Annotated in this window: 16 protein-coding genes; all 16 read left to right on the top strand. The window is 66.4% G+C overall.

The genetic code is table 11. The features are described 5' to 3' along the window. Positions 1-13: 13 nt before the first annotated feature. The gene (gene cyoC / locus ACXJ16_RS09110) at positions 14-637 is read left to right on the top strand and encodes a cytochrome o ubiquinol oxidase subunit III (RefSeq protein ID WP_132469107.1); all 624 of its coding nucleotides are present in this window, start codon (positions 14-16) and stop codon (positions 635-637) included. Next, on the top strand, positions 637-1,014 hold the full coding sequence (gene cyoD / locus ACXJ16_RS09105) for a cytochrome o ubiquinol oxidase subunit IV (protein WP_054440178.1): 378 nt from the start codon (positions 637-639) through the stop codon (positions 1,012-1,014). The genes cyoC and cyoD overlap by 1 nt, the downstream gene beginning before the upstream one ends. A gap of 10 nt (positions 1,015-1,024) precedes the next feature. Then, the gene (locus ACXJ16_RS09100) at positions 1,025-1,795 is read left to right on the top strand and encodes an SURF1 family protein (RefSeq protein WP_463920477.1); all 771 of its coding nucleotides are present in this window, start codon (positions 1,025-1,027) and stop codon (positions 1,793-1,795) included. After that, entirely contained in the window at positions 1,783-3,111 is a 1,329-nt protein-coding gene (locus tag ACXJ16_RS09095) for an ATP-binding protein (protein ID WP_132469036.1), read from the top strand. The genes ACXJ16_RS09100 and ACXJ16_RS09095 overlap by 13 nt, the downstream gene beginning before the upstream one ends. After that, on the top strand, positions 3,108-3,659 hold the full coding sequence (locus ACXJ16_RS09090; RefSeq protein ID WP_054440180.1) for a response regulator transcription factor: 552 nt from the start codon (positions 3,108-3,110) through the stop codon (positions 3,657-3,659). The genes ACXJ16_RS09095 and ACXJ16_RS09090 overlap by 4 nt, the downstream gene beginning before the upstream one ends. A 153-nt stretch (positions 3,660-3,812) precedes the next feature. Then, positions 3,813-4,682, top strand: a complete 870-nt coding sequence (locus ACXJ16_RS09085; protein ID WP_243692626.1) for a LysR family transcriptional regulator — start codon at positions 3,813-3,815, stop codon at positions 4,680-4,682. A 101-nt stretch (positions 4,683-4,783) separates the two neighbouring features. Further along, positions 4,784-6,019: an amidohydrolase family protein gene (locus ACXJ16_RS09080; RefSeq protein ID WP_054440182.1), complete on the top strand. Its 1,236-nt coding sequence runs from the start codon at positions 4,784-4,786 to the stop codon at positions 6,017-6,019. A gap of 15 nt (positions 6,020-6,034) precedes the next feature. Further along, complete coding sequence (locus tag ACXJ16_RS09075) at positions 6,035-7,558, top strand: bifunctional 3-(3-hydroxy-phenyl)propionate/3-hydroxycinnamic acid hydroxylase (RefSeq protein WP_463921780.1); 1,524 nt, start codon at positions 6,035-6,037, stop codon at positions 7,556-7,558. After that, positions 7,555-7,986, top strand: coding sequence for a GlcG/HbpS family heme-binding protein (locus ACXJ16_RS09070; protein WP_185997873.1), 432 nt, complete (start codon positions 7,555-7,557; stop codon positions 7,984-7,986). Before ACXJ16_RS09075 ends, ACXJ16_RS09070 begins: the two co-directional genes overlap by 4 nt. Next, a complete protein-coding gene (locus ACXJ16_RS09065) occupies positions 7,983-8,867 on the top strand; it encodes a VOC family protein (RefSeq protein WP_463920474.1) in 885 nt (294 codons plus the stop codon). The genes ACXJ16_RS09070 and ACXJ16_RS09065 overlap by 4 nt, the downstream gene beginning before the upstream one ends. A 46-nt stretch (positions 8,868-8,913) precedes the next feature. Further along, a complete protein-coding gene (locus ACXJ16_RS09060; protein ID WP_463920472.1) occupies positions 8,914-9,747 on the top strand; it encodes a fumarylacetoacetate hydrolase family protein in 834 nt (277 codons plus the stop codon). 60 nt (positions 9,748-9,807) lie between these two features. Further along, a complete protein-coding gene (locus ACXJ16_RS09055; RefSeq protein ID WP_324698476.1) occupies positions 9,808-12,144 on the top strand; it encodes a TonB-dependent receptor in 2,337 nt (778 codons plus the stop codon). An 83-nt stretch (positions 12,145-12,227) separates the two neighbouring features. Continuing rightward, a complete protein-coding gene (locus ACXJ16_RS09050; RefSeq protein ID WP_463921779.1) occupies positions 12,228-13,220 on the top strand; it encodes an MBL fold metallo-hydrolase in 993 nt (330 codons plus the stop codon). Continuing rightward, positions 13,217-13,672, top strand: a complete 456-nt coding sequence (locus tag ACXJ16_RS09045; RefSeq protein ID WP_324698478.1) for a hypothetical protein — start codon at positions 13,217-13,219, stop codon at positions 13,670-13,672. The genes ACXJ16_RS09050 and ACXJ16_RS09045 overlap by 4 nt, the downstream gene beginning before the upstream one ends. After that, positions 13,669-14,529, top strand: coding sequence for an alpha/beta hydrolase (locus tag ACXJ16_RS09040; protein WP_463920470.1), 861 nt, complete (start codon positions 13,669-13,671; stop codon positions 14,527-14,529). The genes ACXJ16_RS09045 and ACXJ16_RS09040 overlap by 4 nt, the downstream gene beginning before the upstream one ends. A 12-nt stretch (positions 14,530-14,541) precedes the next feature. Beyond that, on the top strand, positions 14,542-15,867 hold the full coding sequence (locus ACXJ16_RS09035) for a glycoside hydrolase family 1 protein (RefSeq protein ID WP_463920468.1): 1,326 nt from the start codon (positions 14,542-14,544) through the stop codon (positions 15,865-15,867). Positions 15,868-15,942 lie beyond the last annotated feature (75 nt).

Raw genomic sequence — 15,942 nt, 5'->3', positions numbered from 1 at the left:
TGCCACTGCTGAAATGACCAAGACGCTGACCCAGCCCCAGCTCCAGGCCGCGTTCTACGACCTGGACGAGCACGACCATCCCGAAGGCGGCAGCACCATGCTGGGCTTCTGGATGTACCTGATGAGCGACTGCCTCATCTTCGCGATGCTGTTCGCCGCTTACGGCGTTCTCGGCGGCAGCTTCGCGGCGGGTCCGGGTCCGAAGGATCTCTTCGAGCTGCCGCTGGTGGCGGTGAACACGGCGATGCTGCTGTTCTCGTCGATCACTTACGGCTTCGCCATGCTCGCCATGGAGAAGGACAAGAAGGGCGCGACGCAGCTCTGGCTGCTCGTGACCGCCGTGTTCGGCGCCGCGTTCCTCTCGATCGAGCTCTACGAATTCGCGAACCTCATCCATGAGGGTGCGACCCCGATGCGCTCGGGCTTCCTCACCGCGTTCTTCTCGCTGGTGGGCACGCACGGCCTGCACGTCACGTTCGGCCTGATCTGGCTGTTCACGCTGGTCGTCCAGATCGGCAAGAAGGGCCTGATCCCGGCCAACAAGCGTCGCCTGATGTGCCTTTCGCTGTTCTGGCACTTCCTCGACGTGATCTGGATCGGCGTCTTCACCTTTGTCTATCTCATGGGAATGCTGTGATGAGCGAGCACGTCCACCCCAATCACCACCTCGAGGACGATCACGGCAGCCACGGTTCGCTGCGCGACTATGTGATCGGCTTCATCCTCTCGGTCGTCCTCACCGCCATTCCGTTCTGGCTGGTGATGACCGGCGCGATCACCGACAAGTCGACGACGGCGCTCGTCATCATGGCCTTCGCGGCGGTGCAGATCGTGGTCCACATGATCTACTTCCTGCACATGAACACCAAGTCGGAGAACGGCTGGACGGTGATGGCGCTGATCTTCACGATCGTCATCCTCGTGATCACGCTTTCCGGTTCGCTGTGGGTGATGTACCACCTCAACCACAACATGATGCCGATGACGAGCCACGAGGCGGGCCAGCTGCCCTGATCGTGGTTCGATGAACGAGACGAAACTGACCGAACACATGCGGACAGAAACGGATCAAACGGAAGCGCGGCGGCCCTGGGGGCTCGCCGCGTTTCTGCTGGTGGCGCTCTGCGGCTTCGTGGCGCTGGGCGTGTGGCAGGTGCAGCGGATGCATTGGAAGCACGCGCTGATCGCCCGGGTCGACGCGCGCGTCCATGCCGCGCCGGTGCCGCTTCCGGCTGAGGCGAGACTGGCGGCAATTGCGCCGAAGGACCTCGAATACCTGCGCGTCCACGTCTCCGGCACTTACGAGGGCAAGGCCACCGTGCTGGTCCGCGCGGCCACCGGCCTCGGCACCGGCTACTGGACGATGACGCCGCTGCAACTGGGCGACGGGCGGCAGGTGTGGATCAACCGGGGCTTCCTGCCCGCCGGAACCAGGGTGCAGGCAGCTGCGGCGACCACGCCGTCAGGCCCGGTCGAGGTTACCGGCCTGCTGCGCCCGACCGAGGCGGGGGGCAGCCTGCTCCAGTCCAACCAGCCCGGCGCCGACCGCTGGTATTCGCGCGATGTCCGCGCCATGGCGCAGGCGCGCGGCGTGGGGGCGGTCGTTCCGGTCTTCGTCGATGCGCAAATGGAGAAGGGCGCTCCGGTGCCCGGGGTGGCCGCGCCGGTGCCGGGCCTTACCCAGATCCAGTTCCCCGACAATCACCTCACCTATGCGCTCACCTGGTTCGCGCTGGCGGCGATGTCGATCATGGCGCTGCTCTTCGTCTGGCGCCGGAGACGATGGAACGGCTGATCGCCCTGTTCGCGCCGCACGGCGTGCCCGGCGGATCGGCGAGCCGGGCCAATGTCGTGCTGCTGACGCAGTTGCGCTGGACGGCGGTGTTCGGCCAGCTCGCCACCATCGTCATCGTCTCGCAGGGACTGGGGGTCAGGTTGGAACTGGCGCCGCTGCTGCTGGCGCCGCTGCTGCTGATCGTCGTCAATCTCGCATCGGCCAGCGTGGTTGCCCGCCGGCGGGACTTCACGCAGGGCGAGTTGTTCTCCGCGCTGATGGTCGACGTGATCGCGCTGTGCTGGCAGCTCTACCACAGCGGCGGCGCGACCAATCCCTTCACCTTCCTGTTCCTGCTCCAGATCGTGATCGCGGCGGTGATCCTCGACCTGGGATGGAGTTCGCTGGTCGCGATCAACGCCTGCCTCTGCATGCTGCTGCTGACGTTCTTCTACGTTCCGCTGCAATTGCCCGCCCGCTATGCGGAGCATCCCTTCGAACTCTATATCTACGGCAGCCTGTTCTGCTTCGTGCTGGCAGCGGTGCTGCTGATCGTCTTCGTGGCGCGGCTCGACTTCACCCGGCGCGAGAGCGACGCCAAGCTGGCGGCACTGCGCCAGCAGGCGGTGGAGGAGGATCACATCATCCGCATGGGCCTGCTCGCTTCCGGCGCGGCGCATGAGCTTGGCACGCCGCTGTCCTCGATCTCGGTGATCCTGGGGGACTGGAGCCACCAGCCTGGCATCGCCGACGATCCCGACCTCGCGGCGGACCTTGCCGACGTGCGCCGCGAACTGGCGCGGTGTAAGAACATCGTCAGCGGCATCCTGATGTCGGCCGGGGAAATCCGGGGGGTGGCGCCGGCGGTGACGACCATGCGCGGGTTCATCGGCGAAATCCTCGAGGAATGGCGCGCGCGCATGCCCGGCGAGCTGCGCTTCATCGACCGCATCGCCGAGGATCGCCCGATCGTCTCCGATCCCGGCCTCAGGCAGGTGATCGGCAACGTGATCGACAATGCCGTCGAAGTCTCGCCCGACCTCGTGGTGATCGAGGCCTGGGTGGAGCACGGCGGGCTGGTGCTGACCGTGAGCGACCGGGGTCCCGGCTTCGCGGCGGACATGCTGCCCCGTGTCGGCCAGCCCTATGCTTCGACCAAGGGACGCGACGGCGGCGGGCTGGGGCTGTTCCTTGTCGTCAACGTGATCCGCAAGCTGGGCGGCAAGGTCGCGGTCGACAATCTGCCCGATGGCGGCGCAAGGGTGCAACTTGCCATTCCCCTTGCTACACTGGCCTACGAGCCCAGGAAGGGCGAGGACACAGCCGGGGCGCCATGACAGAAGCAGCAATGATCGATCCCGACGGCGCGAGCCTGCTGATCGTCGAGGATGATCCCACTTTCGCACGCACCCTGCGCCGCTCCTTCGAACGGCGCGGTTATCGCGTCAGCTCGGCCGGCAGCCCGGACGAGGCCGAGACGCTGAGCGAGGACGAAGTGTTCGACTATGCCGTGGTCGATCTCAAGCTGGGCGCGTCCTCGGGGCTGGCGGTCGTGCAGTCGCTTCACGCCCGTTCTCCCGAGACGCGGATCGTCGTGCTGACCGGCTACGCCTCGATCGCCACTGCGGTGGAGGCGATCAAGCTCGGCGCCTCGCACTATCTCGCCAAGCCCTCGAATACCGACGATATCGAGGCCGCCTTCACCAGCATCGAGGGGGACGCCAGCGTCCCGGTCGACGGGCGGCGCAGTTCGATCAAGACGCTGGAATGGGAGTATATTCACCGCACTCTGGTGGAATGCGAATTCAACATATCCGAGGCCGCGCGCCGCCTCGGCCTTCATCGCCGCACGCTCGCCCGCAAGCTGGAAAAGCGCCAGATCTAGCTTTGGCGTCCTTCGTCCGGCTTGATCGGTTCCCCGATTGCCTCCAGATGCGAAAGCGAATGGATCGACGAGAGGGACGGGACCGGCATGGCGGATGAAACAGCGACGTCGCAGCCGCTTGCGCGTCTTCCCGCGATCGATCCCCGCGCGCTGATGACCTTTCGCACCGTTTGCGAAACCGGCTCGATCAGCGCGGCGGCGCGGGCGCTGAACCTGTCTCAGCCTTCCGTCTCCAATACCATCGCCCTGCTGGAGCGCCGCCTTGGCGTGACCTTGTTCGAGCGCCGGCGCGGCGGCATCGTCCTCACGCGGGAAGGCGAAGTGCTGCGCCGCCCGGCCGAGGCCATGGCGCGCCTGCTTTCCGACGCGGTGAGCGATGTGGAGCACGCCCGTCACCGCATTGCCGGGCCGCTGCGGATCGGGGGAACGCCGGGCGCCTTGCTCACCCTGCTTCCCGGCGCGATCATGCGGGTGGAGCAGGCGGTGGGAGATTTCGCTCTCAGCGCGGTCGAACGGCCGGACGAGCAGTTGCTCGACATGTTGCGCAAGGGGGAAATCGAACTGGCCTTCGTCACCACGCGCATCCAGAACGTGCCTTCGGACGTCGCGGAAGTGACCTGCGCGCGCGATCCCTTCGCGCTGATCGTCGGCCCGAGCCATGCCGACCTGGGGGAGCGTGTCTCGCTGCGCGATGTCGAGCACTATCCCTGGGTGCTGCCCGAGGCGCGCGGCGCGTTCCGGCGGCAGGTCGACGCGCTGTTCATCGCCGCCGGCGTTTCGGTGCCGCGCACGACGATCCGCTGCGATTCGCTGCTGACGACGCGGGCCATCGTGCGGGAAACCGACCGCGTCACGGTGCTGCCGCGCGCGGTCGCGCTGGACGGTGCGCCGGACGGTTCGATCCGCGCCATCGCCATCGAGGAAGCCGTTTTCGAACGCAGTGTCGGGGTGCTGCGCCTGGCCGGGCGGAGGCTGTCACCGCTGGCCGAAGCCATGCTTCATGCCTTGCCGGCCATTCCATAGTCTTTAGCTATGGCAAATCCAAAACTCATTATTTTACTTGAGGGCAGATAGAGCGCTAGAACCACTCTCAATCCGAACGACAAAAACCGGGAGAGAGAGCGATGCGGACCCTGATCCGCCAGGTTTCCATTTTCGACGGCAGCGGCAGTGCTCTCCAGACCGGCTCGGTGCTGGTGGACGGTGAGCGGATCGCCCGTCTTGCCTACGGCGCCGACGCGCTGGCGGATGAGCAGGCCGATCTGGTGATCGACGGGCACGGCATGACCCTGATGCCCGGACTGGTCGACGCGCATACGCACCTCACCTGGGGCTCCTCGGTCGAGAAGATCTACCACCAGTTCATCCTCCCGCCTGACGAGTTGAAGGTCGCGGCATGGCGCAATGCGCGGGTGCTGCTGGACCACGGCTTCACCTCGATCTATTCGGCCGGTGCGCTGGGCGACATGATCGAACCGGAGCTGGCGCAGGCCATTGCCGCGGGCGAAACGCCGGGGCCGCGCATGGTGCCCTCCACCCTCGAACGCAGCCCGGAAGGCGACGAAGGCGTCGAGACCGGAGACGTGTTCAACGGGCGCGGGCCCGAGGCGATGCGGCGGTTCGTGTCCTACTGCAAGGACGAGGGCGTAAAGTCGATCAAGCTGGTCGTCTCCGGCGAGGATGCGCTGAAGCCCGGCTCGGCGATGCAGGTACTCTATACCCGTGAGGAAATGCTCGCCGCCGGCGAAGCGACCCGTGAGGCGGGCATGTGGATCGCCACTCACGCCTATTCGCCGGAAGCCATCGGCCTTGCTCTCGATGCCGGTGCGCGCATTCTCTACCACTGCTCCTTCGCGGACGCGGCGACCGTGGAGCGTATGGCGGCGGACAAGGACAAGTTCTTCTACGCGCCCGGTCCCGGCGTTTCGGTGGCCGCCATCGAGGCCAACCCGCCGCCGCATGTCGACATGACGCACATGAAGGCCAGCGCGCATGAGCGCATGGGCCTTGAAGGCAAGCTGGTGCCTGAACTCAAGGCGCGCGGCGTGCGCATCCTGACCGGCGGCGATTACGGTTTCCCGTTCAATCCGCATGGCCGCAATGCCCGCGATCTGGAGCATTTCGTCCAGTATTTCGGCTTCACACCCGCCGAAGCCCTGCGCTCCGCCACCCAGTACGGCGGCGAGTTGATGGGACTTGAGGTCGGGCTGGTGAAGGAGGGTTGGCTGGCCGACCTCCTGCTGGTCGACGGAGATCCCACGGCGGATGTCGCGGTGCTGCAGGACAAGGACCGGCTGAAGATGATCATGAAGGGCGGGGCGTTCCACAAGGCGCCTGCCGAGATCGAAGCAACCGAGTAACCAAGGGCTAAAATGATGTCGTACGACGTGGTTGTCGTAGGCTGCGGCCCTGTGGGCGCGCTGGCCGCGAACCTTCTCGGCCTGAAAGGGCTCAAGGTACTGGTTCTCGAACGGGAACTGGAACACTACCCGCTGCCGCGCGCGGTCCATCTCGATCACGAGATGATGCGCCTGTTCCAGTCCGCCGGCGTGATCGACCGCGTGCAGGGCGACATGATCGCCACCGACGGGCACCTCCATGTCGGCGCCGACCACGGCGTGATCCGTTACATGGGCACCGTGGGCAAGCCGCGCCCGTTCGGGTGGGCCAACGATTACTTCTTCTACCAGCCCGAACTCGAAGCGCACTTGCGCGAGGGGTTTGCGGACAGGGACAATGTTGAACTCGTGCTGGGCGCCACCTTCCTCGGCCTTACGCAGGACGATGACGGCGTGACTGTCGACTACAGCGAGGATGGCGAGGCCGGCAGCGCCCGCGCCCGCTGGGTCATCGCCTGCGACGGCGCGCGCAGCTCTGTCCGCAAGGCACTGGGCGTCGGGCTGGACGATCTCGATTTCGAGGAGCCCTGGCTTGTCGTCGATGCCGAAGTGGAAGGCCCGGTTGCCTTCCCGCAGCTTTCCGGGGTGCCCGAGGGGGCCGATCTCCAGCGTCTTTCGGTGATGATGTGCGATCCTTCGCGCCCGGCCACCGTGGTTCCCGGCCGCCGCGACCATCGCCGCTGGGAGTTCATGCTGCTCCCCGGCGAGGACGACACCGCGATGATGGCGCCGGAAAAGGTAGCTGAACTGGTCGGCGCATGGATGGCCGATGTTCCGCACAGGATCGTGCGCGCCGCCACTTATCGCTTCCACGGGCTCGTCGCGCATCAGTGGCAGGTCGGCAACGTCTTCCTCGCCGGAGACGCCGCGCACCAGACGCCGCCGTTCTTCGGGCAGGGCATGTGCCATGGCCTGCGCGATGTCGCCAATCTGGCCTGGAAGATGGATGCGGTGGCCAATCACGGTGCCGCGCCTTCCGTGCTGGGCACCTATCAGCGTGAGCGCGATCCGCATGTCCGCGCGGTGATCGGCGCGGCTGTTGCTGCCGGCCGGTACATCTGCGAACTCGATCCTGTCGAGGCTGCCGCGCGCGATGCCCGCATCCGCGAGGAAGCGCGCCAGAAGGCCGGAGAGACAGCGCACGATCTGATCCCCGCCATCGCCGATGGCCTAGTTCTCGCGCAGACCTCCGGCGCAGGCGCGCGCTTCGTGCAGCCGGTGCTGACCGATGGCCGCAAGCTCGACGACCTGACCGGCGGCGACTGGCGCTTGTTCGTTCGCGACGATGCGGTGCCCGGCAGCGCAGAGGGCGTCACCCGCATTTCCGTCGGCACTCTGCCGGACAATGGCGCGGTCACCGCCTGGCTCGACGAACACAGCGCCGATGCCGTGCTGATCCGCCCCGATCACTACGTTTTCGGCAGTGCCACCCACAGCGCCGAAGACCTTCTTGCCGCCCGTGCGGCGCAGCTTTCCAGCCATCAGGAGCTTGCCGCATGACTCTCACGCTGGCTCAGGCCCAGACCATCGTCACCGGCACCCTCGCCGAAGCACGGGCACGCAATGCCAAGAGGCTGGCAGTGATCGTGCTGGACGCGGGCGCGCACCCGGTCGCCTTCGCCCGCGAGGACGGGGCGAGCCTCTACCGTTTCGACATTGCCAAGGCCAAGGCCGAGGGCGCCGTGGGCATGGACGCGGATACCGCCGTGCTGGCCGAGCGGGCCAAGGGCAACCCGATCTTCTTTCAAAGCGTCACCGCTGCCGTCGGCGGCCGCATCGCGTTCTCGCCCGGGGGGGTAGTGATCCGCGATGCCACCGGCACCCTGATCGGCGCCGTAGGCGTCAGCGGTGACACGGGCGAGTGCGATGCCCAGTGTGCCCGCGCCGGTATCCGCGCGGCGGGTCTTCTTCAGGAGCAAAAGCCATGAAACTGCGCAGCATCGAACTGGCGCTGCCCGATCCGGCCGCGGCCGCCACGTTCATGACCGAAATCTGGGGCATGGCCGACGCCGAAACGAAAGGCGATACGCATTACCTGCGCGGCTCCGGCCCGTTCCCCTACCTCGTCGCGTTCGAGAAGTCGGATGACGAGTTCGTCCGCTCGACCACCTTCGTCTGCACGGCCGGGGAACTGGAAGCGCTGAAGGCGCGCATTGCGGCTGCCGGTTGGATGGCTAGCCCGACCGTGAGCGAGGATCTCGGCGGCGGGCACGGCCTGCTGGTCGAACTGCCCGAAGGCACGATCCTGCGCTTCCTGGTGGACGCTGCCGAAGTCGAACCCATCACCGGACGCGACCTGCCGGTGAAGCTCACGCATGTGGTCTTCAACGCCGCCGATGCCGAAGCCTGCGGCCATGCGGTGGAGGACATTCTCGGCTTCCGCGTGTCCGACCGTACCAAGGGCATGGTCTTCGTGCGCTGCAACGACAGCCACCATTCCACCGCCTTTGCCCGTGCCGGTTTTGCCTCGCTCAACCACGTCGCTTTCGAAATGGAGGACATGGATGCGGTGATGCGCGGGATCGGCCGCCTGCGCGATCACGCCATGGTTCCCGCTTGGGGCCCCGGCCGCCACGGCCCCGGCGCCAATGTCTACGCCTATTTCATCGCCCCGTTCGGCCCGGTGATCGAGTTCTCGACCGCGGTCGAAAAGGTGCCGGAGGACTACAAGGCCGGCGCACCGGAAGACTGGACCTGGCCACCGAACCGCATCGACCAGTGGGGCATCTCGGACAAGGATTTCGATGGGCTTCGCCGCGCCGAGGAGCGCTTCCGCTTCCGCCGCGACTGGGAAGCCGCGCCGCTCTGACCATTTGACCGCCGCCGCAGGACACGCGGGGCAGGGGAGAATACGCATGAACCGTTACATCAGCTTCGAACGTCCCGATGGCACCAAGAGCTTCGGCCGCCTCGAAGGGGAAAAGGTGATCGATCTCGGCGCATCCGGCGGTGACGCCTGGCTGAAGGACGTGCTGGCCGGCGATCTTGCCGCGCTGGCCGTGACCGGCGAATTCGCAGCCGATGCCGTCAAGCTGCTGCCCGTCGTTCCGAACCCGGAAAAGATCCTCTGCGTGGGCCTCAACTACGCCACTCACGTTGCCGAGACCGGCCGCGAGCAGAAGGAGCACCCGGCGATCTTCACCCGTTGGGCCGACAGCCTGATCGCTGACGGTGACGCCATGGTCCGCCCGCCCGAAAGCGAGCGCTTCGACTACGAGGGCGAACTGGCCGTCGTGATCGGCAAGGGCGGCCGCCGCATCGCGCCCGAGAATGCATGGGAGCACATCGCCGGTTTCGCGCCTTTCAACGACGGGTCTATCCGTGACTGGCAGCGCCACAACATCCAGTTCACGCCCGGCAAGACCTGGCCCGGCACCGGCGGCTTCGGTCCGTCGATGGTTGTCGCTGCCGATGTGGAAGACCTGGCCTCGCAGCGCGTGCAGACCCGAGTCAACGGCGAGCTGGTGCAGGATCAGCCGGTGTCGGACATGATCTGGGATATCCCCACGGTCATCGCCTACTGCTCGACTTTCACCGACCTCAAGCCCGGCGACGTGATCGCCAGCGGCACGCCCGGCGGCGTCGGCGACAAGCGCAAGCCTCCGCTTTACCTGAAGGCCGGCGACACGGTGGAAGTGTCCATCGGCGTGATCGGCACACTGACCAACCCCGTCATCGACGAGACCTGACGGGTCGCAAAAACAGCCGGGAAACACCGGCAAAAACAATCCGTTTGGGGAGAGACCAACATGAACACCTTCATCAGCAAGTTCACTCTGCTTTCCGGTATCGCGCTCGGCGCGATCAGTGCGCCGGCCATGGCTCAGCAAGCGACGCAGGACACCGCGCCGCAGGCCGCCGAGACACCGGCGATTTCGGGCACGGACATCATCGTCACCGCATCGCGCCGGGCCGAGCGCCTGCAGGACGTGCCGATCGCCGTCTCGGCCATTAGCGGCGAGCAGCTTACCGAAGGCGGCTTCCAGAAGCTGACCGACATCCAGTACCAGTTCTCGGGCGTGCAGTTCGGTTCCTCGCCCAACGATTCCGGCTTCCGTCTGCGCGGCGTGGGTTCGGCGGGCGGCTTCTCCAGTTCGTCGGAACAGAACGTCGGCACCGTGGTCGACAACGTCGTCATTCCCTTCGGCAACCCGATCAACAGCCTTGGCGATCTGGAGCGCGTCGAAGTGCTGAAGGGGCCGCAGGGCACGCAGTTCGGCAAGAACGCCTCGTCCGGCGTCATCAACATCACCACGAAGAAGCCGGACCCTTCGCACTTCTTCGGCAAGGCCTTCCTGAGCTACGCCGAACTGAACGAAGTGAACGCCAATGCCAGCGTCAACGTGCCGGTTTCGCAGAACTCGGCGCTGGCCGTGTTCGGCTTCTATCGCCGCAACGACGGCTTCCTCAAGAACGTCTACCGTGACGAGACCTGGGGCGGCGAGGAAAGCTACGGCGGCCGCGCCAAGTTCCTGTTCGAGCCCAGCGACGACCTGTCGATCTACCTGATCGGCGACTATTCGAAGATCAGCCGCAAGGGTCCGGGCCAGCTCTGGACGCTCAATCGCCTGCCGAGCTTCGCCAACCCGCTCATGGCGGCGCGTTTCGGCAACCTCTCGGCGCTTGGCGTGACGGCGGGCTTCGACAACAACAAGTCGGTCGAGGACTACGGCGGCTATTCGTCGGAGCAGAACTACGGCGCCTCGATGGAGATCAACTACGCGCTGGGCGAGTATAACCTGACCTCGATCACGGCCTACCGCCGGCTTGACGAAGGCCCGCAGGTCTTCGCGATCGACGGTTCGAGCGTCCCGGTCTTCACCGCCCAGCAGACCGGCACCGACCAGAGCTTTCTTTCGCAGGAACTGCGCATCAGCTCGCCCAGCGGCAGCCAGCTCGAATTCACCTCCGGCGTCTATGCCTCGCGGCGCAAGGTGGGTGACGACAACGACTTCAACCGCGCCCAGCTTCGCCCGGCCAACCCGTTCGACAGCTTCATCGTCAGTATCTCGGGCGGGCAGGGCAATACCCAGACGCGGTCGGATTCGCTGGCGGCCTTCTTCGACGGGAAGTTCCACGTCTCCGACCAGTTCAGCCTGATCGGCGGCCTGCGCTATCAGTACGACTGGGTGAAGGCCTCGTACTTCTCGATCCTCGATCCCAACTTCACGCCGGGTACGCCAGCGGCAGACGGTTCCGGCTTCGTCCTGCCCTATACGCCCACCGCGCTGCAGACCGGCAGCACCAAGAAGGGTTCGTGGTCGGGCCGTGGCGGCGCCGAGTTCAAGATCACGCCTGACGTCATGCTGTTCGGCACCATCGCGCGTGGTTATCTCGGCCCGACGGTGACCTTCACCGGCCTCACCGGCACGCGCACCAACGTGAAGCCGCAGACCGTTCGCGACATCACCGTGGGCATCAAGTCGCAGCTCTTCGACCGTGCGGTGACCTTCAACGCCAACCTGTTCTACGACAAGTACAAGAACCTCCAGACCTCGGTGTTCAACGGCGTGGAATTCGTGACCGAGAATGCCGGCGGCTTCACCGCCAAGGGCTTCGAGATCGATGCTTCCTGGCGGGTGAGCCCGGTGCTTTCGTTCAACGGCGGTTTCACGTATTCGGACACCAAGTTCACCGACTACGTGACCGCCTGCCCCGAGGACGTGAAGGCGGGATATGCCTGCTATCTGGCGGCGGACGGCGTCACCAGCCTGGTGCAGGCCAAGGGCGAACCGCTTTCGGGCGCGCCCAAGTACAGCGCTACTCTTGGCGCTGACGTGAAGCTGCCGATCAACGACAACCTCCAGTTCGATACTTCGGCCAACATCTACTACCGCAGCCGCGTGCAGTACGCGGTGGCCAATGCCTATGCCTATCAGGACGGTTACGGAACGATCGGCCTTTCCGCCGGGATCGGTCATCCGGACGGCAACTGGCGGATCGGCGCCTTCGTGCGCAACCTGCTCGACCAGCGCTTCCACGCATCGGTCATCCACCTGCCCTTCGCGGACTCGGGCGCCTATGTGAACTGGCTGACCCGCGAAGGCCGCCGCACCATCGGCGTCCAGGTCGAAACGAAGTTCTGATCGTGTCCGGCCGGAACCTTGCGAACAAGGTTCCGGCCATATTCCCGATTGGCCCGCAAGAGGCCGCCGAAACAAGGGTGAAGATGCAGGTGAAACGCGCAATGATGGCACTGGCGCTCTCGGCAGTGGCGATCTCTTCCTTTCCCGCGCTTGCGGCCACAAGCTGCCCGGCGCTGCGCTGGACGACGCTGGGGACGGCGGGCGGCCCGGTCCCGACTGCCGAGCGTTCTGAGCCGGCCAATCTCCTCACCATCGGCGAGCGGCGGATACTCGTCGATACCGGTGACGGCACCGTGGACCAGCTTGCCCGCATCGGGCTGGACCTCGGCGCCGTCGACACGGTGTTCATCAGCCACAACCATCTCGATCACACCGGCGGCCTCGCCGCAGTGATCGGCCTGCGCTGGATGAACCAGTTTGCCGGTGTCCTGACCGTCTACGGCCCGGTCGGCACGCGGGCCGTCGTTGAAGGCATCGTCGCCTCCATGGCGACGCCGGGGAGCATCGGCTTCGGTCTCGGTACGCCGCCGCCGCGTCCGGCGGACTCGGTGCGGGTGATCGAACTCGCGGACAGGCAATCGCTCGATCTCGGCGCGGGCGCAGGCGTGAAGGTCGCCGCCAACAGCCATTTCGACCATGACGGCAAGCCCGATCCCGACAACGCCTCGCTGAGCTACCGTTTCGTGCTGGGCACGCGCAGCATTACCTACACCGGGGACACCGGCCCGAGCGCCGCGGTCACCGCGCTGGCGAGGGGCAGCGACATGTTCGTTTCCGAAGTCATCGCGCTCGATGCACTGCTGGGTGAAATCCGCGCGCGCCGCAAGGACGCCTCGCCCGAGATGCTGGCCGGGATGGAGCGCCATCTTTCGACGCATCACCTGCGGCCCGAGGCCGTGGGCGAGATCGCCGCGCAGGCCGGGGTCGGCCGGGTCGTGCTCACGCACTTCGCGGTCCCGCCCGGCCCGCTGCCGCAGTTCGAGCCGGCCATTCGCGCGGGGATCGCCGCGCGCTATCACGGGGCGGTCGATCTCGCCCGCGATCTGCAAAGCTTCGACCTGGGGTGCCGGCCATGAATATCGCAGCCCGGCTGCGGCGGGAGCAGCGCACCAGCGGGGTCATCAACCTCGTGCTGAGCGCGGCGTTCTTCCTCGGCGTGTTCGGGCTGGAAAACCGCCCCCTTCGTTTCGCCGCACCTGACAACCTGGCGCTCGACTTCCTGCCGCAGGCCGCCGCGATCGCGTTGATGTCTTCGCTGGTGCCGCTGCTGGTGGTTTCCGGCAGTCTGCGCAGGTCCGGAGGGCGGACCGGCGGAGGGGCCTTCATCGCGCGGACCGTGCTGAGCGTGGTGCTGGCGGGCCTTGCGAGTGCCGCGCTGCTGGCCGCGCTCTGCCTGTTCGGACCGTGGCGCGAGATCGGCTGGCTTGTCGCACTGGGCATGAAGCTGGTCTATGGCACCGCGCTGGGCGTGGCCGGCACGACATTCGCGCTCACCCGGCTGTTCGCACAAGGGAGTGAACCGGCATGAGCTCTGGTGAAACCGGGCGCGCCATCGCGGCGATGGGCACGAAGCTCGGCCCCGATATCGTGGCCGCCTGCCGCGACCTGTTCGATGCCGAGCAGCAGGCGCTGGCCGCCCGGATTGCGTCGCTGTCGGTGGACTGCGCCTACGGCCCGGACCCGCGCAACCGGCTCGATCTCTACCGCGAGGGGGAGGCCGGGGGGGGGCGCCCCGTCGTCCTTTTCGTTCATGGCGGCGGGTTCCTTGTCGGCGACAAGGGCGGCGAAAGCGGCTGGGCGAATGCCCATGTCGGGCGCTGGGCAGCGGCGAACGGCATGGTGGGCGCAGTGATGAACTACCGGCTTGCCCCGGCGCACATGTGGCCCTCGGGCGCGGAAGACGTGGGTCTCGCGGTCGACTGGCTGCGGGCGAACGTCGCCGCGCATGGCGGCGATCCGGAGCGGATCTTCCTGCTCGGCACTTCGGCAGGCGCGGTCCATGTCTCCGCCTTCCTCAAGGCGCGTGAAGACCACGCGGCACTTGTGCGCGGCGCGGCGCTGCTCTCGGGCCTCTATGGCTTCACCCCGCTCGACGAGCGCGACATGCGCTATTACGGCCCGCAGGACTGCTACGACCTGCGCATGCCGATGGGCGCGGTGATGGCCACGGGCCTGCCGCTCATGGTCGCCTGCGCCGAGTTCGATCCGCCGCGTTTCCAGGCCGAATGGGCCAGCCTCCTGCAAGCCCGCCTCGGTCGCCACGGTCACTTGCCGCGCGCGCATTATGCCTCCGGGCACAACCACTACTCGATGGCCATGCATCTCGGCACGTCGGACCACCGGCTGTCGGACGAACTGCTTTCCTTTTTCGCCGATCTTTCCTGAGGGGCTTTCTCGATGACCAAGATACTCAATCTCGACCGCCGAAGCCTGCTTGCCGTGGGCGCGCTGGCAGCGGCTGCGCCGGTCATGGCGCATGCGGCCTCGAAGCGTCCGGCCCCGGCTTTCCCGAAAGGCTTCCTGTGGGGCGCCGCCACCGCGCCGCACCAGATCGAGGGCAACAACGTTTCCTCCGATCTCTGGTTCGTGGAGAACCAGAAGCCCACCGTCTTCGCCGAGCCCTCGGGCGACGCGGTGAACAGCTTGGAACTCTGGGCGACCGATCTCGATATCGTGAAGTCGCTGGGCCTCACGTCCTATCGCTTCGGCGTGGAATGGGCGCGGATCGAGCCGGAGAAGGGTCTGTTCTCTCAGGCCATGCTCGATCACTACAAGCGCATCGTCGAGGGCTGCCACGCGCGCGGGCTTGCGCCGCTGGTGACGTTCAACCACTTCACCGCGCCGCTCTGGTTCAGCGCGCAAGGGGGGTGGACCAACCCGGAATCGGCACAGCTCTTCGCCCGCTATTGCGATAAGGTGGCCCGCGCGATCGGTGCGGATATCGCCATGGCCATGACGCTGAACGAGCCGAATATCCTGCTCATTCTCAAGAACATCCTGCCGCCGCCGGTATGGGACATGCAGCGCCAGACCCTTGCCGCCGCCACCAAGCGCCTTGGCGTCGAGCGCTTCCTCTGCGCCAATGTCGCCGGTCGCGAGGACGTGGACGCCATCGTCGCGGGCCAGATGGCCGGGCACAAGGCCGCACGCGCCGCGATCAAGGCGGTACGCGGCGACTTGCCGGTGGGCTTCACGCTCTCGGTGATGGATGACCAGGCTGCCGGCAAGAACTCCCTGCGCGACAAGGTCCGCGCCGAACTTTACGGCGGCTGGCTGGAGATCGCCAAGGGTGACGATTTCATCGGCGTGCAGAACTACGAGCGCGCGGTCTGGAACGACAAGGGCCGTCTGCCCGCGCCCGACGGCGCCGACCGCAACTGGTCCGGCACCGAAGTCTGGGCGCCGTCGCTGGCGGGCGCGGTGCGCTATGTCCACGCTGCCACGAAGGTTCCGGTGCTGGTCTCCGAACACGGCGTGGGCACCGAGGACGACACGCTGCGCGCGCGCTTCATTCCCGCCGCGCTGGAAGGGCTGAAGCAGGCCATGGATGATGGGGTGCCGGTGCTCGGCTACATGCACTGGTCGCTGCTGGACAATTACGAGTGGATTTTCGGCTACAAGCCGCGCTTCGGCCTGTGCAGCGTGGACCGCACGACTTTCGTGCGGACGCCCAAGCCGAGCGCCTCGGTGCTGGGTGGGATTGCGAAGCGCAATTCGCTTTAAAGGGGGAAGAGGAAAGGCAGGGGGGCAGCACCCCCCTGCACCCCCAATACTGTCGAGGTCAGCCGGGCCAACCGC

The sequence above is a fragment of the Novosphingobium sp. TK71 genome (genome assembly GCF_055361505.1).
Note: the sequence above shows the minus strand (reverse complement) of the source record. Positions and strands in the feature narration are given on the sequence as shown.